This is a genomic window from Pseudomonas massiliensis (genome assembly GCF_000826105.1).
GTDB lineage: Bacteria > Pseudomonadota > Gammaproteobacteria > Pseudomonadales > Pseudomonadaceae > Aquipseudomonas > Aquipseudomonas massiliensis.
Genome location: NZ_CCYK01000007.1, coordinates 1252164 through 1271766 on the forward strand (window position 1 = coordinate 1252164; position 19603 = coordinate 1271766).

11 protein-coding genes and 1 pseudogene are annotated in these 19603 nt (G+C 61.9%); 9 read left to right on the plus strand and 3 right to left on the minus strand.

Features of this window, described 5'->3' with window-relative positions; genetic code table 11:
• Positions 1-121 precede the first annotated feature (121 nt).
• The 3 genes and pseudogenes from vapB to BN1188_RS16585 form a co-directional block, all read left to right on the plus strand.
• Complete coding sequence (vapB, locus tag BN1188_RS16575; RefSeq protein WP_040262487.1) at positions 122-352, plus strand: type II toxin-antitoxin system VapB family antitoxin; 231 nt, start codon at positions 122-124, stop codon at positions 350-352.
• On the plus strand, positions 352-762 hold the full coding sequence (gene vapC, locus BN1188_RS16580) for a type II toxin-antitoxin system tRNA(fMet)-specific endonuclease VapC (protein WP_040262488.1): 411 nt from the start codon (positions 352-354) through the stop codon (positions 760-762). The genes vapB and vapC overlap by 1 nt, the downstream gene beginning before the upstream one ends.
• 73 nt (positions 763-835) lie before the next feature.
• A pseudogene (locus tag BN1188_RS16585) lies at positions 836-1090 on the plus strand (IS3 family transposase); the annotation flags it as partial.
• A gap of 149 nt (positions 1091-1239) precedes the next feature.
• Here the strand turns inward: BN1188_RS16585 and BN1188_RS16590 are convergent.
• Positions 1240-1659: an NUDIX hydrolase gene (locus BN1188_RS16590; RefSeq protein WP_040262489.1), complete on the minus strand. Its 420-nt coding sequence runs from the start codon at positions 1657-1659 to the stop codon at positions 1240-1242.
• Between the two features lie 316 nt (positions 1660-1975).
• On the opposite strand from BN1188_RS16590, the gene BN1188_RS16595 reads away from it, so the two are divergent.
• The 3 genes from BN1188_RS16595 to BN1188_RS16605 all read left to right on the plus strand — a co-directional run bounded on the left by BN1188_RS16595 (position 1976) and on the right by BN1188_RS16605 (position 5908).
• Complete coding sequence (locus BN1188_RS16595; protein WP_040262490.1) at positions 1976-2191, plus strand: hypothetical protein; 216 nt, start codon at positions 1976-1978, stop codon at positions 2189-2191.
• A gap of 158 nt (positions 2192-2349) precedes the next feature.
• Complete coding sequence (locus BN1188_RS16600) at positions 2350-3111, plus strand: carbon-nitrogen hydrolase family protein (protein WP_040262491.1); 762 nt, start codon at positions 2350-2352, stop codon at positions 3109-3111.
• A 229-nt stretch (positions 3112-3340) separates the two neighbouring features.
• Positions 3341-5908 (plus strand): glycosyl hydrolase family 28-related protein, encoded by a 2568-nt coding sequence (locus BN1188_RS16605; protein WP_040262492.1) that lies wholly within the window; start codon positions 3341-3343, stop codon positions 5906-5908.
• Positions 5909-6094: 186 nt separating this feature from the next.
• Here BN1188_RS16605 and BN1188_RS16615 read toward each other — a convergent pair whose 3' ends face one another.
• The gene (locus tag BN1188_RS16615) at positions 6095-6241 is read right to left on the minus strand and encodes a DUF2256 domain-containing protein (protein WP_084596255.1); all 147 of its coding nucleotides are present in this window, start codon (positions 6239-6241) and stop codon (positions 6095-6097) included.
• Between the two features lie 244 nt (positions 6242-6485).
• Between BN1188_RS16615 and BN1188_RS16620 the strand changes: the two genes are divergently transcribed.
• The 3 genes from BN1188_RS16620 (at position 6486) to BN1188_RS16630 (ending at position 11920) form a co-directional block, all read left to right on the plus strand.
• Positions 6486-7727 (plus strand): DUF1835 domain-containing protein, encoded by a 1242-nt coding sequence (locus BN1188_RS16620; RefSeq protein ID WP_040262494.1) that lies wholly within the window; start codon positions 6486-6488, stop codon positions 7725-7727.
• Positions 7728-7973: 246 nt separating this feature from the next.
• Entirely contained in the window at positions 7974-11210 is a 3237-nt protein-coding gene (locus BN1188_RS16625) for an autotransporter family protein (protein WP_040262495.1), read from the plus strand.
• 146 nt (positions 11211-11356) lie between these two features.
• Positions 11357-11920, plus strand: a complete 564-nt coding sequence (locus tag BN1188_RS16630; RefSeq protein WP_040262496.1) for a DUF4272 domain-containing protein — start codon at positions 11357-11359, stop codon at positions 11918-11920.
• Between the two features lie 188 nt (positions 11921-12108).
• Here BN1188_RS16630 and BN1188_RS16635 read toward each other — a convergent pair whose 3' ends face one another.
• Positions 12109-19152, minus strand: a complete 7044-nt coding sequence (locus BN1188_RS16635; protein WP_052469321.1) for a putative Ig domain-containing protein — start codon at positions 19150-19152, stop codon at positions 12109-12111.
• Positions 19153-19603 lie beyond the last annotated feature (451 nt).

Consider the following 19603-nt stretch of genomic DNA (forward strand, 5'->3'; position numbering starts at 1 on the left):
GCTGGCGGTCATGCCGGACCAAGAATCTAGCCCAGCCGTTACTTATGCGTATATCCCGTTGCCATATCCATTGGCTTGATTAACATGGGATATACATTTGATATATCCCGCGAGGGGTGCCGTGGAACAAGGTGCCGTTTTTCAGAGCAATCGCAGCCAGGCGGTGAGGCTTCCCAAGGCTGTTGCGCTTCCCGATGACGTGAAGCGTGTCGATGTGGTGGCTGTTGGTCGAGCCCGGATCATCACCCCTGCTGGTGAATCTTGGGATAGCTGGTTCGACAGCCAGGGCGTAACTGACGGCTTCATGGCGGAGCGTGAACAGCCTGCCGATCAAGAGCGCGAGACTTTCTGATGCTCAAGTTCATGCTCGACACCAACATTTGCATCTTCACCATCAAGAACCGACCCCAAGAGGTGCGGGAGGTCTTCAAGCGGTACCACGGCCAGATGTGCATCAGCACCGTAACGCTGATGGAGCTGATCTACGGTGCGGAGAAGTCCTCGGACGCCGAGCGCAATCTTGCGGACGTAGAAGGCTTCGCTGCTCGCCTGGAAGTGCTCAAGTATGACCAGGAAGCTGCCGCCCACACTGGACAGCTTCGTGCTGAGCTGGCCCGTCTTGGTAAGCAGATTGGCCCCTATGACCAGATGATCGCTGGGCATGCCCGTTCTCAAGGGCTGATTGTCGTCACCAACAAGCACCGCGAGTTCGACCGCGTACCCGGTTTGAGAATTGAGGATTGGGTAGCCCCAATCGCGTAAACGAGAAAAACGCCATGGAACACGATTAGCCCGGGCGCCCATTTGTTTTAGCAGTGTCGAACCATCGCGTTGAATGAAGGCCAACAATGTGATCAGCAGTTTGAGCCGACGCAGAAACTGCCATGACGATGCCATAGCCGAAAGCTTTTTCCAGCTTTTTAAGCGGAAGCGAATTCGACGAAGAATCTACGCAACAGGTGCCGAGGTTCGAAGTCATATTTTCGATTACATCGAAATGTTTTATAACCCTAAACGCCGACACGGCAGTGCTATGCAGCTGTCGCCGGTAGAGTATGAGAAACGCCATTTTCCGAGCTTGGAGACTGTCTGGGGTACCAGGGGCGGTTCACTCGGCTGGTTCAGTTATACCACTTCCCGGGACACGATCCGCAGCTAGGGGTCGGTAGCCGCCTGCTGCGGTCGGCTGCTACCGACCCATTGTGGCCAGTCATCGGCCGCTCGATGGCAATGGCTGACTCAGCGCCGGGCCTCTTTGAGTCTTTTGCACAAGAACCTCAGTGCTCGCTGGAACACCGGATGGCATTCGTTGTAAGGAAGGTTTTCTAGCGAAGCCCAGAAAAACTCGAACGCGTGACCGTGATCGTCCAGTGTCTGATGAGTCCAGTACTCGGGCAAGGCTTGCCCTGAGCGGCAAAGGTGAAACGACCATATCTGATCTAGATGGTCAGCTCTCCAACATCCTAGGTCTGTCTCAACCATAGCGTCATGGATACCAGATTCCTCTGCCAACTCACGCAAAGCCGCCTGGCCAGGGGACTCTCCCTCCTCGATAGTGCCTTTCACCAGTTGCGTCCCTGCCAACGGGTGCCGAAATAGCAGAAGTTTGGTCGGCAGTGAAGACGAGAGCAAGACTGCACAAGCCTTATTAGGGAACATTGCAATTTCCATTTGCAGCGTAAAGGACCATCCATGATAAGCCTTCCGCAGGGTACTCGTATGCGAGTGATGGCTATCGAACTGTTGCCACTGAATCGTTCCTGGTTTCGTAGACGCCTGCGACTGGTTGCTTTTGGCTGACCGCTCAGGGTCGGTTGCTGCCCCTCACGGACGGCATCCATGGGGCGTTTGCTGCCCTCCCGCAAGGCACCTGCAAACCAGGTCGGTCCCTACATCGACCAAGCTTCCACTTCGCCCACGCCAGCCAGGCGTAAAAGGGCTAACATCTGCACATTCAAAAACCTGGCTAGCCCGCATGAGTGATCGTTACCCTGACCAGAACGAACGGCGATGGCCTTTCGTTTTGGCTACCGTGGTCTTCTGGGGCCTGGCTGTCTGGTTTGTCTGCCTTGGCGTCGCGCTGCTGGCCATTTTGCTCTTCGTCTGCGGCCTGAGCATGATCTGGCCGAACCTGTTTTACCGGCGCGAGGGAGTCGAACGGCTCAAAGCCTGGGGCGAGTGGTTTCGATAGGGAATACGGCCTAGTGCGAAAGGTAGTTCGTCTCGGTGATTTGAAAAGTCCATGGCACGTCTTGTTGGTCAACGCATCGTCAGCCTCCAGAAGGGTCATGTGCGTATGCCTCATCATGATCCATGCTCTACCGCCCAGCCTTCCGGGAATAACGACTCATGAAAGACCTGACCCTTTGCGCCGCCCAGTATTGTGCGGTGGCGGGCGACCTTGAGGGCAATATCGCCCGCCATGCAGCGCTCATGTCGGGGGCCGCCACGCATGGCGTGGATTTTCTCCTGTTCCCCGAGCTGTCGCTTACTGGGTATGAACTTACGCTCGCCTCTGAATTGGCCCAGGCGCCGGACACCACGCTTTTGCAGCCATTGCGGGATCTGGCGAAGCAGTCAGGCATGACGACGGTCGTCGGCCTGCCGGTGCGCCAGGCTGACACCGGCGCGGTAATGATCGGCGCATGGGTATTGGGCGGCGACGGCACCCAAGCGCTCTATACGAAGCGACACCTGCATCCCGGCGAAGACGCGGTGTTCAGCCCAGGCACTGGCGGTGCATTGTTGGAAATCGCCAATGAGCCAGTGGCCTTGTCTGTGTGTGCCGAGTTTACGCATGCCAGCCATGCGCAAGCGGCCGCGCGCTCAGGGGCTGTTGTATATGCTGCCAGTGTCCTGATCAGCGATAACGGCTACGCCGTGGATAGTAAGCTGCTCCAAGGCTACGCCAGGGAGTATTCCATGGGTGTGCTGATGGCCAATCACGGGGGGCCATCCGGCGGGTGGGCATGCGCTGGGCAGAGTGCGTTTTGGGCCCCGGGTGGCGCCCTGATCAGCGGCGCTGCGGGTAAAGGAGACTGCCTAGTGATCGCTCAACGCCGGGCGGGTACATGGAAGGGGGCGGTCCATGAGTATTCCTGGCTCGATTGAGCCAGGCCAATCGCTGCGCTGGAGCCGGGAACCGTGCCCCACGCGCCCCTGTTGCGTTGCAACTCGCGGTGCATGGCCGGGAAAACGAGCGCCGGCGCCCTGGACCAGACCCCGCGCGCCAGTGGCCACCTTGCCTCAAGGCTTCGCTAGCCGCTGATCCGGCCCGGTCTTCACGTGGCGAGCACAGGGCTAGAATTTACCTACCTTGAGCTGCCGCGGGTACGCCACCATGACCACGACCTTCAATGTTATGGACTACGGCGCCAAGGGCGATGGCGCCACCGATGATACCCGGGCCATTCAGCTGGCCATCAATGCGGCGGCCAAGGCCGGCGGAGGCGAGGTACGCATTCCGCCGGGCACCTTCATCGTCAGTGGTCCGAACGCTGACGGCGCCTGCCTTACGCTAAAGAACAACGTGCACCTGGTCGGCTTCGGCCAGGCTGAAACCGTGCTCAAGCTGATTGACGGCTCCAGCGCGAACATCGATGGCATCGTCCGCGCCTCGGCCCGGTATAACACCAGCAACGCCAGCGTCGAAAACCTCACCGTGGACGGCAATCAGGCCCATACCAGCGCAACCGTGCATGGCGTGGTCACCGGGTCGGCCACCGGCGCTCCGGCCCATGCCATCGATTTCGCAGTCAGCGCTGTCGCGATGGTCAATTGCAGTGGCAACGGGTTGCTGGCCAATGCCCTGAGCGTGCGCCTGAGCGTAAGCGACAGCTTGGCAGCCGACAACGGCGGCGACGGCTTCAGCACGTGCTTCGAGACCGAAAGCAACGGCATCAAGGGCGACCGGATAAAGTTCATGGACAACGAGGCCGCGCGCAACGGCGGCGACGGCGTGGATGTGCTGTATGGCAACTACTCGGAGTTTGCCAATGTCAGGTCCCACGACAACGGCGGCAATGGCATGGTGATGGAGAGTCTGGCTACCGATGTGGAGTTCAAGGGTGACGCTGTACTCAGCTATGCCGACCTCGCCAACAACGGCGGCGCTGGAGCAGTGGTTCGTGGCTTCACGCCCTACATGGTCAGCGTCTCGGCCCATGACAATGACAGCGCAGGTTTCCGCTTCCAGGGCAATAACGATGTGTTGCTGATGCAAAGCGAAGCCAGGAACAACCAGCAGGCTGCCGCTCCGGGCATCGCTGCCGCGGAGATCGAGATCAGCGGCTATGTAGACGCAGACGGCCACCTGCTCGGGCCGGCTGACAGGCTGGATATTGAGAACAGCAGCATTGTCAGTGGTGGCAAGTCGAATGTCGGCATCGCCCTGGAACCTCATGACGGGCAGCGCCCTCACATCTTCTCAGGCACCTTGTTTGGCGGCTTGGCGACAGCCGCCACCGGCCTGGGGGATGCGCTGTTCAACATAGACGCCATCAACCGCATCTACGGCTCGGCAGATGCAGACGTGCTGGACACACCACTGGGCGCCGTGGCGCTCTTCGGCGAAGGCGGCAGCGACAGGCTGGTGGGCGGTGTTTACGCTGATCGTCTTCAAGGCGGTGCCGGCAGTGACCGCCTCGTTGGAGGGGGTGGCGCGGATGTGTTCGTATTTACCCAGGCCAGCGATAGTTATCAGGATTCAGCCACGACCTTCGATACGGTCGATGACTTCCAGGTGGGCAGCGATAAGCTTGATTTGACCGGGCTTGGCTTGCAGGGCCTCGGCAATGGCTTGGACGGCACCGTTGCGCTCAGCTACGACTCCGCAGAAGACTTGACCCTGTTGCGCAGCCTGACGGAAACCGGCCCGAGCCAGGGCTTCGAGCTGGCCTTGCTCGGCGACCTGCGCGGGAAGCTATCAAGCGCCGACTTCGTCACCCTGCGTCAAGGTACCGCAGGGGCAGACACCCTGGATGAAAGCGCTGCCGGAGGCGCGACCGTGATTCGCGGCAACGCTGGCAACGACATGCTGACCGGTTCAGCCGAGGACAATTACCTGGTAGGTGGTGCCGGAGCGGATACGCTTAACGGCGGCCTGGCGGGAGATGTCTTCGTGTATGAGCGGATCACCGACAGTTTCGTGAATGACCGCACCGGGGTGTCATCGGTGGACGTTATCCGTGACTTCGCGCCCTATCCCTATGGCCGTCGCTCCGACGTCGACCGGATCGACCTGTCCGCCTTGGGCTTCAGCGGCCTGGGCGATGGCCATGACAGCACCCTGTTGGTCAGCGAGCGCGCCGGAGGCGGCCTTGTGCTGGAGTCGTTGGACGCTGATGCGGACGGCAACCGTTTCAGGTTGCTGCTGGATAACCAGACGGACTTCGCCCGCTACGGCAACAACATCACCGAAGGGATGTTCTTCCGCCCGGGTCCTATCCTGCCCGTGCCCGCTTCCCCCGTCCATGGCGGGCAGGGAGATGACTGGCTGGCTGATTTCGACGCGCGGACCGTTCTGACGGGAGCGGGAGGAGATGATTGGATCTATGCCGGAGGCGGCGATGATGTGCTCGACGGTGGCCTTGGCAAGGACGAGCTTACCGGCGGCACCGGCGTCGACCGCTTCAGGTTCAGCTCCACCGCCGACAGCATACGCGGGCAGAACGATGTGATCGTCGACTTCCTGGCTTCCAGGGACGTTCTGGATCTTTCCGTCCTGGGATACACCGGGCTGGGTAACGGTACCGATGGCACGGTCAAGGTGGTCTACAACAACGAGCTGGACCGCACCTACATCAAGAACTTCGATGTCAACGCAAGCGGCGAGCGGTTCGAGATCACGCTGCTAGGGAATCTTCAGGGGCAGTTGGGGGCGGACGACTTCATGTTTGCCCAGGGCTGAAACCGTCGGGCTGCCGCGCCATGCTCGGCAGCTTCGCTACCTCCCACAGCAAGGGGGCCAGCTTCAGGTTTTCGGCGTGAAGATGGCACAGCGCTCCTGTGGGACCCAGCGCCAGCTGGGGAAGAACTTGGCACCAGGGCCATTGGCGCCGTCCGATTTCCATAGGGCACTGACATCCCATGGGTGTCACTCAACGCTACCCTTGCCACGAGCCCGGCGGCATCGCTCCGAGCAATAGCGAACCTCTTCCCAGCAGCGCTCCCACTTCTTGCGCCAGGTAAACGGCCGTTGGCAAGTGACGCAGACTTTGGTGGGCAGGTCGCTTTTCTTCACACAAATCTCCAACAGGGTAGGCGACTTTCTCCACCCAGCGATCATCCATGTTTGGCGTTGAAAAGGCGATGCTCAAAAGCGCTATGACCAGCTCTTTTGCTTCTCGCCGTTGTTCGGGCTAGAGTCAGCGCTCGGGCATGTGCGATGCCTGCGGTCCGCGCGAAGGGGTTGCCCAAGCAGCTTTGCTCGATTTTACATTCCAACTCCAGGCTTGCCGGCGGACCGAGCCCTACAAGGAGTTGGCATGCCTGCCAAAAACGCTTCGCTCCAGCACGGTCTTCCCGATCTACCCTCCCTGCGCAAGCGCGCCAAACGCCTCTTGAAGGCATTGAAGGACAACGAGGCTGAGGGCATCCGCGAGCAATTGCGCGCGCTTGGATTGGCCGGCCCTGAGTACCGTCTTGCCGACACCCAATGGCTGGTCGCTCGCGAAGCGGGTTTCGCCAGTTGGCCCAAGCTGATCGCCCATGTAGAGCGTATTGCGTTCGCGGCTCGCCATCCAGGCTTTGCCGAAGCAAGCGAGGCCTCCGTCCAGCATTGGCGTTGTGGGAACGACATAGAGCACAGCCTGCGCATTGCCGGCTTTACAGGTTCGTTCATGATGTTCGACGATCCCATGGTCATGGGTCCGGTCCCGGCTTTGCCCGAGGAGCAGTATTGGGCCGTGCGTGGGGCCTTCGCTGAGCGGGCATTCGGGTTGTCCTTCGGTGACAGCCAAAGGCGTCAGGCCATCCAGCGAGAGGCGCTGGGCAACCTGAGTAGCGATAGCGAACTGGTGCTGTGGTGCGAAGCCGACGCCTATGATCAGCTGTTTCTGGTTCGTGTACTGGCGAGCCTGCCGGCTTTACCGCGCAGGCTGGAATTGATCGAGATCGATCAAGTCCCCGGCGTAGAGCGGTTTATAGGTATTGGCCAACTGGCTCCTGACTTGCTGGCTTGGCTGTGGCCTCAACGGCGCCCCTTGGGCGAAGACGCCCTCGCCCTGGCGAGGGAAACCTGGGCCGCGTACAGAGCGGACAATCCCGGCCACTGGGCGCAGCTCGCAGCGACAGCACACCCCGCGCTGCCGCTGCTTGGCCCGGCCCTGGCCAGGCAACTGCAAGAACTACCGGGCCAGGCCGATGGCCTGAGCTTGACCCAACGCCTGGTGCTACGTGTGCTGGCCGAGCATGGTGAGCTCGCGTCCGGCAAGGTGTTCGGCCATTTGATGATGCATTATGAACCTTTGCCGTACCTGGGCGACCTGATGTTCCATGCATTACTACGAGACCTGATAGACGCTCCACAGCCACTGGTCCACGAGCACCCGGACGCGCAATGGTACCAGCGCCCTGTTCGCATTACGGCGCTAGGGGAGCGGATACTGTGCGGGCAGGCGAACTGGCTAGATCACGGACCGGCCGAGCGCTGGGTGGGTGGTGTGTGTATCGCTGCCGGTCGTGCGGCGTGGGTTGTGAGTGAGGCAGGGGAGGTAGGGCTGCGTTAGATATTGGCAAGGCAAGCAACGAGCGGGTGCTGTCGGCCAAAGTCACGGTTAGCCGGGTGTATGGTCCATAGTCCTCGCACACAATCCATTTTTTCCTTTGCTACGGCCGCGGGCAGGTGGCGCCGAGCCCGCGGACCATAGCCTTCACTTCCTGAACTAAAACTCATCTACCCGATATACGGCTTTGACACCCCGCGTCACGCTGCCTATACCCATGGCCACAACCTCCTCTACCTCGGGTGCCTTATGGACAACAGCAACCCAGGTCAGCATTGGCAGTCGGCCGCTTCGTTCGTTTCGTCTTCCTTCACTTCCATGATTCAGATCCCCATGCACCGGCGGCATCGGCTTGCCGTAGCGGTGGTCCTCGCCATGGGCGGGTCTTGGGCTGGCTCGGTGGCAGCGGACAGCTGCTCCGGTCGGCATACGGTAATCGGCACAGCTGTGACCACGGCCTGCCGACTGGGTGATGGCGAGCGAGTGACCCTGACCACCGAAGGCTCTCTCAGCGTTGCTAGCGGGGCGGCCGTCGCTCAGGAAGGGGTGGTCAACCGTCAGGCCGGTTTCCTCAACGCCGGTAGCGTTCAAGGCGAGCAGGGGATGGTGATCCGCGGCGGCGCTTTCGTGGGCAAATGGCTGAACGACCGCCAGGGCAGCATCATAGGCAGCGACGCGGCTTTGGTGATCGAACGCAGCGAAGTGATGGGGCAGGTCCGCAACCTCGGCACCTTGGCGGCCACGGGTACCGACAGCTACGCGGTGCGTACCGACGACGCCAACCTTGATGGTTTCAACAACAGCGGCACTATCGAGGCCAGGAATGGAGCGGAGGGCGCAGTGCTGATGCGCGATACGGTGATCATCGGCGACCTGCGCAACAGCGGCCTTGTCGGCGGCGATTCCGCCTCCGATGGCCTGATCTTCCGTGGCGGTCAGATACTCGGCTCGTTCCTCAACAGCGGTCGGCTGGAAGGCGGCAGCACGCCCCTGGGCATCACTGACGTCTTGGTCTTGGGCGATGTGCGTAACAGTGGTGATATCACCAGCAATGACGGCGGTGCCTCGATCAGTAACAGCCATATCCTTGGTCGCTTCGTCAACAGTGGCTACATCGGCAGCAACATCACCGCGTTCTGGATAGGCAATACCATCATCGAGGGCGGCTTCGTGAACACCGGCGTGATCGACTCCGGCTCGAGCACGGGGATCACCAACAGTGTACTGGGCAGCTTCATCAACAATGGCATCCTGAAATCAGGATCGGGCGATACCAGCCTGAGCGACACCCTGATCAAGGGCGACCTCATCAATCGCGGTACCATCGCCACAGGCCGTACCGGCTTCAACGGCCTCACGGTCTATGGCGGTTCCATCGCCGGCAATCTAATCAACCGAGGCACCCTCGACGGCGGCCATTTCGCCTCCGGATTGTCCCTGGACCGCGGCGCGGTGATCGTGGGCGACCTGCGCAACCAGGGCCTGGCCCAGGGCCGCACCGCCATTGAGCTCAACGGCGCTCATATCCTTGGTGATCTGGTGAACAGCGGTAGCCTGCTGGGCGCCATCGATCTCTATGAGGACAACGGTACGGGCCTGTTGGCCAACGGTGGTGACATCGGTGGCAGCCTTGTCAACAGCGGGCTGATCAAGGGCTTTGATGCCGGTGTGCGTCTGACCGGGGTGAAGGTGGCCGGGGACATTTTCAACACCGGCACCTTGATAGGAACCGACGGCGGCGGCTTGAGCCTGGAGAACACGCGCGTGCAGCGCGTGGAGAACCGCGGCCTGATACAGGGCGACTACACTGCCGTGTCCATCGGCAGCGGCAGCCAGGTCAGTGAACTGGCGGCCTATGGCACCCTCAGCGGCTTCGAATACGCGCTCTTCGTCGACGACGAGAGTACCTTGGGCACCTTGACCATCGGGGGTACCCAGGCGCGCTTCGAGGGTGAAGTCTATGCACCGCGGACCAAAGCCTACATCAACAGTAATGCGCGCTATCACATGGCAGGGGGCGACAGCTTCGTAGTGAAAAGCCTGTACAACCGCGGCACCCTGGTCTTGGACGCACCCGAGGCTGGGCTGCAAGCGGCCCGGGTGAATGGCGACTACACCCAGGCCAGTGGCGCGCTTCTGCAAACCACGGTAGGCAGTGCGCAGAACTACGGTCAATTGCTGGTGAGCGGCACCGCGACCCTGGCCAGCAACGCGCGCATTGACGTCAAACTGCTCAACACTGGCACGCCATTCAATGTAAACAGCCTGGCTGATGTGCTCAGCGCCGGGAAGCTGGTATCGGACGGCACCTTCAAGGTCACCAGCAACTCCGCGCTGTTCGATGTCAGCGCGGTGAAGCATGGCAATACAGTGGACCTGGCCCTGGCTGCCAAAAGCGCCAACGGCGTGGCCAGCGCCGCCCGCTCAGCAGGCCTCAAGCAAGCGGCGGGCGCGGCGGCGGTACTGGACCAGCAACTGGCGCTGGGTGCGGCCAGCGCTCTCACTCCCTATTTCGTCAGCGCCAGCAGTCAAGCCGAGGTGGCCACTACCCTCGCGCAAAGCGTACCCATGGACAACGACGCACTGCGCACAAGCCAGGCCGCGCTCTCGGCTATCGGCCAGGCCGTGCAGGGGCGCATGAGCCTGGCCAGCCCCGGCAACGCCAGTGCCGGGCTGTGGCGCCAAGCCTTCAGCTACAGCGGTAGCGGCGCCAATGGCAGTGGTTCCGCGGGCGGCAGCGTGATCGGCATGGATACTGCGTTGTCCTCGACCCATCGCCTTGGGGTAGCCTTCGCCTACGCTGACGGTAGCACGGGCAGTCTGGGGGGCAGCCGGCAACGCGATCAGTTCGACCTCTGGCAGTTCCTTGGTTACAGCACCCACCGCCTCGATGCGAACACCGAATGGATGCTTTATGGCGGTGCCGGCAACAATCGCGTTGACGCTGAGCGCACCTTGAGCACTGGCGCCGCGAGCGGTACCGCCCACGCCCGCTACGACAGCCTGGTCACCACCGTGGGCAGCAGCCTGGCACAAACCTATCGCCTGGGCGACAGCACCACGCTCGTTCCCTCGCTGAGACTGGACTTCAACCATGTGCATGAAGGCAGCTACCGCGAGCGCGGCACGAGCAGCCTGCAGCCCTTGTTGCTGAAGGTTGCCGCGCGCGATACCGAGCAATTGATCGCTGGCTTCGACACGCGTCTGGAGCACCAGATCGCTCCTGGCACTCGCGTGCGGGCCAACCTGGGAATCGGCTACGACCTGATCAACGCCGACGGCAGCTTGCGCGCCGCCTTCGCTGGCGCCGCCGAGCAGACGTTCACCGTTACGCCCGAGCGTGCCAGCCCGTGGCTGATGCGCGGAGGAGTAGGGGTGGCCAGTACCTTCACGAATGGCAGTGAGTTATCGCTGAACTGGGACGCCCAGAACCGCAGCGACTATACCGACCAGACCGCGACCCTAAGCATGAAAGTGCCGTTCTGATTCAGGCATTCGCTCTGCGCAGCTACATCCCTGCAACGCAACAGCTTATTTTCCTACGGGGAATTCCCGTAAGCCTTGGCTAGGCTGGCGGGAATTATTCGCCGCCCGTTGGCGGTGGCGGGCCTGAACCAGGGAAGGAGTCGAATATGTCCGTTGTAGTGCTGCCTGCAAGAACCGACTCCGAGATAGGGGGCCGGTTGCTCGCCACGTTTCTTTGCGGCGCGGTGGCTTGTGAGCCCTCCCTCCGTGATGAAATCGTTGCCTGGATAGCCCAGCAAGACCTGGCAGGGCTGTTCAGCGCTGAAGAAGCGGCCTTTCTCGAAAATCCGGAACCGTCCGATCATACGGTTACCGAATTTACGTGGTACGTCGAAGTGACTGCGATACTCGCCTGGGCGGGAGGCTTAGTAGAGCAAATGCCCGACGCCGCAAGCCAGTCAAGCCTGGGCGAGTTGGTCAATCACTTTCCCATGCTGGGGGACCCCGTACATGAATTCATTGATAGTATCCGGGCGCGCCCATCCAAGGACCTGCACGATGCCCGGCAACGGGTAGAGGATCTACATGGGTGCGCTCGAGCAGACCGATGCCACGGGCGAGCGGTACGCCACGGGGCCGATATCGACGTTGTGAGTGAGCAACACCGTGTTCTCAATTGGCTGACATACGCTGAATATGTCGACTGGGATCAGGTCTCTACAGATACCTGAGAAGTGCTGGAATCGCCGCGAAAACCGATACGGCGAATAGACCATGACAGGCGGCGGACCCGAACGACAAGCCTGCCATTGCGCAAGACTGCGCAGTAACGAGGCCGCGTCTGCTTCCCGGTCTCACCGCTATGACGCCAAGCCGAGCTTGAGGGGACGCGGCCCGGCAGCCGCGACCCTTCCATTTCTTAGGCCGCAAAGTCACTCTGATGAAGCTGGGTCACTCCTACCAGCTGGATCTCGAACTCGGCGTTGGCATCGGCGTTGACGCTGCCGTACAGGATGCCGTTTTCGAAGCGCAGTTGCCCGGCGGCGTTCTTGGCGTCGAAGGCCTGGCTGCCGATGAAGGTGAAGCTGTCCTTCGCTTCGGTGGCAACCTTGGCGTCAAGGGCGGTCAGGTCGAGCTTGTCCGCCTCGGCGGTCTTGAAGCCGTAGATCACGTCACGCAGGTCACCGAGTCCAAGGTCGGTCAGCGCCGCGAACACATAGGTATCGGCACCGGTGCCGCCGGTGAGCGAGTCGTTGCCGGCGCCACCGACCAGCGTGTCGTTGCCGCCTCCGCCCAAGAGCTCGTCCTTGCCGGCTCCGCCGTCGAGCAGGTTGGCCGCGCTGCTGCCGGTGATCTTGTCATCGAACGCGCTGCCGATGGCATTCTCGATGTACTTGAGCGTATCCAGGCCCGAGCCACCGGTGTTCTGCTGCGCGCTGGTGTTGAGCGCCAGGGTGACGCCGGCCTGGGCAAGCGCGTAGGAGACAGTGTCGTTGCCGTCACGGCCGTCCAGTACGTTGTTGCCGTTGCCGGCGACCAGGCTGTTGTCCAGCGCGTTGCCGATGCCATTGGCGGCGCCATCGCTGTTGATCACCAGGTTCTCTACGTTGCTGGTCAGCGTCCAGGTGGCAAGGCTGGTGTAGACCGTATCGATACCTCCCACGGTACTGTCGCCGCTCTTTTCCACCGTGGTGTCGTCGACGTTGTCGACGTAGTAGGTATCCGAGCCGTTGCCACCAGTCATGCTGTCGGCGCCGCCCTGGCCATCCAGAACGTTGGCCGCGTCGTTGCCGGTGATGAAGTTGCGCAGCCCGTTACCGGTGCCATTGATGGCGGAATAGCCGGTAAGCACCAGGTACTCCACATTTTCGCCCAGTGTCCAGCTCACCGACGCCTGGACGGTATCGATCTGGGTCGTACTGGCGTTGGTCTCGGTAACGGTATCCAGGGCATTGTCGACGATATAGACGTCCTTGCCGTTGCCGCCGCTCATGGTGTCCGCGCCGCGGTCGCCATCGATGGTGTCGTTCCCGGCGCTGCCCACCAAGGTGTCGTCCTGGTCCGTACCCTGGATGTAGCCGCCTTGCTGGCTGTTGACGTCGTCGTAGACGTCCTGGGCGGTGCCATTGTCGAGGTAGTTCCCCAGATAGCCCAGGTCATTGGCAATGGCATCGGCCAGGCGCTGGCCCACGATCTCGGCGGACTCTTCATGAAGGTGCCAGACGTCGTCAGGGTAGGTGACCGGGTCGGCCTCCTCGCGCAGAGGCAGGTCGATGTAGTCCGCGCCCAGCAGCACATCCGCGCGTTCCAGAATCATTGCGTCCTGCGCCTGCCGCACCGCGATCACGCCTTTCTCGATCGATGCGATCTTGTCTTCGTCGTAGCCACGCACGCGGGCGGCATCGGCGTCGTAGTCGCCGGTCTTCATCATGAAGATCTTGAAATCGCCCAGTTGCTCATGCAGGTAGTCGAACACCTTGAGCGTGTTCGCCTTGTAGAGCGCGGCCGCGGCGGCCGGGTCATTGGCGCGGCCGATCTCCTGGGCGGCTTCCTCGCCCTGGCCCCAGACAATGGCCATGGTCACCTTGTCGATGGCCTTGAGGCTGGCCAGCTGTTCCTGCAGCAAGCTGACCGCCCGCAGCAGGGCCGGGCCTGGCCGGTCGGTATCGGTCAGCCACCAGCTCAGGCGCAGCTCTTCTTCCGTGCCGGTGGACAAGCCACTGACCGTGCTGCCGCCCACCGCAACGTCGATACCGTTGCCGTCGGCATCGTTGAATTGGCTGCGTACGTCCAGGCCGGTGTACTTGGTCAGATCGTTGACCATCTCGGTAACCCCCGACTGGTCGTCGTCTTCGGTCATGCGCAGCAGGCGCGCATTGGACTGGCCGAGGGTCGGCACGAAAAGAATGTCTTGCTGGGCGCGCTCGGCGAACACGAAGTCGCTGGCGCTCAGGGTGCCAGACAGGTTGCCATCCAGGGTAATCTCGAAGCGGTTGCCATCGGCGTCGGTTTGCCCGGACTTCACGTAGGTCTTGCTGCCATCGCTACTGGTAGTGATGTACAGCGTGTTATGGGTGCCATCCCCCAGGCCCACGATGCCCAGTGCCTTGACATCGATCTTGTCGACGCCGACGGTGAAGTCCTTGAGGGTGTCGGCGGCATTGACGCCACCAGTATCGTAGTCCCGGTAGCTGTCCAGGCGGCTGGTATAGCGGAAGCTGTCGGCGCCGGCGCCACCGGTAAGGCTGTCACGCCCGCCGCCGCCTTCGATCACGTCGTTGCCAGCGTTGCCATTGATGGTGTCGGCGCCATCCAGCCCCAGGATCAGGTCGTCCTCGGCGGTACCGGCCAGGCTTTCGCCAGCGGCGGTACCGGTGATGGTGTTCGCCGGCGCTTCGGCGACCGTCAGGGCGAACACGTCGCTGGCCGAAGCGCCCAGGGCGTCGGTGGCGGTGACCAGCAGGCTGTAGACCCCGGCGGCAGTGTCGCCAGGCGTGCCGCTGAAGGTCAGGGTCTTGGGATCGAACGTCAGCCAGGACGGCAGCGCCGTGCCGTCCTGGAGGGTGGCGGTGTAGGTGAGCGTGTCGTTGTCGGCGTCACTGAAGGCCGTCTGAGAGAGGGTGTAGCTGAAGGCGCTCTTCTCTGTGGCGGTAACGTCTTGCAGCGGGTCGGTGACCACAGGTGCATTGTTCAGCGGCGGGGTGCCGGAAGAGAACACCAGGTTGGTCGCATTGAGGGTGGTCAGGTAGAAGCCTTGGAGTTTGAGCTCGAAGGCGTTGCCGTTGGCGTCGTAGTCCAAGCTTGTCAGCGTAGTGGTACCCGACAGCATGTCGTACTGCGCCAGCAGGGTGCCGTTGAACCCTAGCCCCAGACCGCGGAAGCCCAGGCCGGTGAGGTCGATGACGTCCTTGACGGGATCGAAATCGGTGATGGTGTCGCTGTAGGCGCTGAGCAGGGTGCGGTAACTGTCGCTCACGGCGTTGAAGCGGTATACGTCTGCGCCCGCGCCGCCAGTCAGGGTGTCGGCGCCGGCGCCGCCCACCAGCAGATCGTCGCCGTCAGCGCCATCGAGGGTGTCCGCGCCGCCCAGGCCGAACAGTTGCTCACTGGCACTGGTGCCGACCAGCCTATCCTGGCCCGCGGTACCAGTGAGTACATCGCCGTTGCTTGGCGGCACGTCCTTGACTTCAAGCGTGAAGGTATCGCTGGCCACGCCGTTCTTGCCATCACTGGCGGTCACGATAACGCTGAAGCTACCCGCGGCGCTGTCATCCGGCGTTCCGCTGAAGGTACGACTGGCGGCATCGAAGCTCAGCCAGGCGGGCAGGGCGCTGCCGTCGGCGAGCGTGGCGGTGAAGCTCAGGGTGTCATTGTCGGCGTCGCTGAAGGCATCGGCCGGGACCACATAAGTGAAAGCTTTGGCCTCGGTGGCGCTCTGGTCTGCCAGGGGCGCGGCCAGTACAGGCGCATGGTTGACTGCGGGCGTGCTGTTGAAGATGAAGTCCGTTGCCTTGAGGGTCTTGAGCAGGTTCCCGGTCAGCGCCAGCTCCAGGCGCTTGCCGCTGGCATCGGCTTCGTAGTTCTTGATGTAGGTGGTGTTGGAACTCGAGCTGTACTGCAGGTACAGGGTGCCGTTGTAGCCGTTGCCCAGCCCGGTATAGCCCAGGCCGGAGAGGTCGATCTTGTCCACGCCCACGACGAAATCGGTGATGGTATCGGCGTAGCTGGTGCTGGAGGTGCGATAGCTGTCGGTGCGGGCGGAGAGGCGGAAGATGTCCGCCCCCGCGCCACCGGTGAGCTTGTCGGCACCGGCGCCGCCTACCAGGATGTCATCGCCGCCGGCACCGTTGAGCACGTCGGCGCCGCCAAGGCCCACCAGCTGTTCGTTGGCGGTGGTGCCGGTGAGGGTGTCCTTGCCGGAGGTACCGGTAACGGTCTTGATGGGGGTTGCGACCGGCGTGTCCTGTACGGCCAGGGCAAAGGTGTCGCTTACGGTACCGGTCTTGCCATCATTGGCGGTGACCATGATATTCAGGGCGCCGGCGGCATTCGAGTCAGGCGTGCCGCTGAAGGTACGGGTGGCGGCGTCGAACTTCAGCCAGGCGGGCAGGGCGCTGCCGTCGGCCAGGGTGGCCGTGAAGGTCAGGGCATCGCTATCGGCGTCGCTGAAAGCCGTGGCTGGAATCACGTAGCTGAAGGGGCTGGCTTCCTTGGCATTCTGGTCGGCCAGGGGCGTGGCCAGTACCGGAGCATGGTTATCCGAAGGCGTGCTGTTGAAGATGAAGTCGCTCGCCTTGAGGGTCTTGAGCAGGTTCCCGGTCAGCGCCAGCTCCAGGCGCTTGCCGCTTGCATCGGCTTCGTAGTTCTTGATGTAGGTGGTGTTGGAACTCGAGCTGTACTGCAGGTACAGGGTGCCGTTGTAGCCGTTGCCCAGCCCGGTATAGCCCAGGCCGGAGAGGTCGATCTTGTCCACGCCCACGACGAAATCGGTGATGGTATCGGCGTAGCTGGTGCTGGAGGTGCGATAGCTGTCGGTGCGGGCGGAGAGGCGGAAGATGTCCGCCCCCGCGCCACCGGTGAGCTTGTCGGCACCGGCGCCGCCTACCAGGATGTCATCGCCGCCGGCACCGTTGAGCACGTCGGCGCCGCCAAGGCCCACCAGTTGTTCGTTGCCGGTGGTGCCGGTGAGGGTGTCCTTGCCGGAGGTACCGGTAACGGTCTTGATGGGGGTTGCGACCGGAGTGTCCTGTACGGCCAGGGCGAAGATATCGCTCACACTGCCGGCTTTGCCATCGTTGGCGGTGACCTTGACGTTGAAGGTCCCGGCGGCATTGGAGTCCGGAGTGCCGCTGAAGGTACGGGTTGCTGGGTCGAACTTCAGCCAGGCGGGCAGCGCGCTGCCATCGGCCAGGGTAGCGGTGAAGGTCAGGGTATCGTTGTCCACGTCGGTGAAGGCTCCGGCCGGAATGGCATAGCTGAACGGGGTGGTTTCCTTGGCACTCTGGTCAGCCAGCGGGGCGGCCAGGGTGGGCGCCTGGTTGACCGGGGTGTCCTGCACGGCCAGGGCGAAGATATCGCTCACACTGCCGGCCTTGCCGTCATCGGCGCTGACCTTGACGTTGAAGGTGCCGGCGGCGTTGAGGTCCGGGGTGCCGCTGAAGGTACGGGTGGCGGCATCGAACTTCAGCCAGGCGGGCAAGGCACTGCCGTCGGCCAGGGTGGCGGTGAAGGTGAGGGTATCGTTGTCCACGTCAGTGAAGGCGCCGGCCGGAATGACGTAGCTGAATGGAGTGCTTTCCTTGGCGCTCTGGTCAACCAGCGCGGTGGCCACGGTTGGCGCATGGTTGACCGGGGCCGTGCCGGCGAAGATGAAGTCCGCTGGCTTGAGCGTGTTAAGAAAATTGCCGCTCAGGGCCAGCTCCAGGCGGTTGCCGTTGGCGTCTGCTTCAAGGGATTTGACATAGGTCTTGTCGCCGGCGGCGTTCAGGCTGATGTACACCGTGCCGTTGCGGCCATCGCCCAGCCCGGTGATGCCCAGCGCCGAAAGGTCGATGCGGTCCTGCCCTGCTTCGAAGTCGGTGATGGTATCGACCTTGGTGGCCCCCGCCGTGGTGTAGTTGCGGTAGCTGTCCAGGCGGCTGGCGACCACGAAGGTATCCGCGCCAGCGCCGCCGGTCAGGATGTCCACGCCGGCGCCACCGTCTAGGGTGTCGTTGCCGTTGCCTGCGTTGATCGTGTCGTTGCCCGCCAGCCCTTTCAGAAGGTCGCTTCCGACAGTGCCGGTCAGGGTGTCATCCCCGGCCGTGCCGACCGGCGTGGTGGTTGGTGGTGTCTCGCCGACCGTGGTGCCATCGCCATAGGTGAGCGTGGCCCCTTTGGTCGTGTTGCTGATGGTGTTGTCCAGGATAGTGTTGCGGTCGGTACCGTCTTCGTTACGCTCGGCCACGCCATAGGTGGAGTTGGCGCCGCCGGTGATGGTGTTGTCGATGATCTGGTTGTCGCTGCCGGGGAAGAACTTGCCGGAAACACCGGTGGTGTCGTCGTAGCTCTGGATGACCACTTCCGGCACCGGGGCATTGAGACCATTGTTCGTCAGGGTATTGCCGGTCACGGTCACGCCGGTGCTGCCGTAGATGCGTACGCCTGAGCCGCCGTTGTCGTGAATGTCCACCCCGCTGACGCTGACTTCGCTGGAAAGCTTGACCAGCACGCCCTCGGCGCCGTTGCCGTAGACGCTGCCGCCTTCGATGACGATGTCGTGGGGGGAGGGAAGGTTTTCGCTGCCGCGTTGCACCACGATGCCGTTGCCACCATTGCCGTAGGCCACGTTGCCGGTCATGGTGAAGTCATGGGTACTGGTGACGATGTTGAATCCGTGGCGGTCGTTGTCATAGGCCACGTTGTTCACATACTTGGTGTCGATCATGTAGTCCGCCACGAAGCCGTCCAGGCCGTTGCCGTGGGAGACACAGTTCTCGATCAGCATGTTGATGGTCTGCTCGTGCGGGTCGAAGCCGTACCCTGAACAATCCTTGATCTCGACTCCGCTAAGGGTGACATTGCTGTCGTGGCCGTCCTGGCCTGGAATATAGCCATTGAACCAGCCGTCGATCTTGCCGGTGGTATTGTCGCGGTTACCGTCGATGGTCAGGTTGCTCAGGCCGAAGTCATGGGTTTCCTCGCCATAGGCCGAGCGGATCACGCCGGTGATCTTGGTATCGCTGCCATCGGCCACCTTGACCGTGGTCTTGCCCGCGCCTTCGCCTTCCATGTACACGTTGCTCTTGAGCATCAGGCAACCGTCGGAAGGCTCTTCCCCAGCCGAAACGATGTAGGTGCCGCTAGGCACGAATACAGTGCCGCCGCCAGCTGCCGAAGCCGCATCGATCGCCTTCTGCATCGCCGCTGTGTCATCCGTTACACCGTCACCGACAGCACCAAAATCCTTTACGTTGAAGATCATGTTCGTGTCCGTCCTGGGGAAAAAATTTCAGCCAATTAGTCGGCGGAGGGTCGGCACGTTTTATGACAGAGTTCACATAATCACTTCTATCTTTTTAACGAAAACGTCAATAAACCGGATAAAAAGCAGAGTGTGAGGGCGAAATCGACATTTTACCGGCGGCGGCTGCCTTGTAAGCGTGTTGATACAGAAGAGGGAAGTCAAAAAAACGAACTTAAAAAGATGGTTTATTGGCGCTCTCGTTGAGCGCAGCTGTCGAGTTGGTTGGAACAGGTCGGCATCATCGTTGTGGAGGGCCCTGGAAGGGGAGGTGAAGCGATTCTTCCCTCTGAGTGTCGTTGGCTATTTCTGTAGGGGGAGTACAAAGGAAGCGGTTCTGGTCTCTGATGGTAGCGCTCGGCTTCCTCGTTTATCGGTCAGCCCACTATATGTAGCCCCCGCTCATGGCCAA

What these genes read in the sequence shown, in the direction of transcription:
- BN1188_RS16620 (WP_040262494.1), top strand. Translation starts at nt 6,486, where the DNA reads ATGCCTGCCAAAAACGCTTCGCTCCAGCACGGTCTTCCCGATCTACCC.
- BN1188_RS16625 (WP_040262495.1), top strand. Translation starts at nt 7,974, where the DNA reads ATGGACAACAGCAACCCAGGTCAGCATTGGCAGTCGGCCGCTTCGTTC.
- BN1188_RS16630 (WP_040262496.1), top strand. Translation starts at nt 11,357, where the DNA reads ATGTCCGTTGTAGTGCTGCCTGCAAGAACCGACTCCGAGATAGGGGGC.
- BN1188_RS16600 (WP_040262491.1), top strand. Translation starts at nt 2,350, where the DNA reads ATGAAAGACCTGACCCTTTGCGCCGCCCAGTATTGTGCGGTGGCGGGC.
- BN1188_RS16635 (WP_052469321.1), bottom strand. Translation starts at nt 19,152, where the DNA reads ATGATCTTCAACGTAAAGGATTTTGGTGCTGTCGGTGACGGTGTAACG.
- BN1188_RS16595 (WP_040262490.1), top strand. Translation starts at nt 1,976, where the DNA reads ATGAGTGATCGTTACCCTGACCAGAACGAACGGCGATGGCCTTTCGTT.
- BN1188_RS16590 (WP_040262489.1), bottom strand. Translation starts at nt 1,659, where the DNA reads ATGTTCCCTAATAAGGCTTGTGCAGTCTTGCTCTCGTCTTCACTGCCG.
- vapC (WP_040262488.1), top strand. Translation starts at nt 352, where the DNA reads ATGCTCAAGTTCATGCTCGACACCAACATTTGCATCTTCACCATCAAG.
- BN1188_RS16605 (WP_040262492.1), top strand. Translation starts at nt 3,341, where the DNA reads ATGACCACGACCTTCAATGTTATGGACTACGGCGCCAAGGGCGATGGC.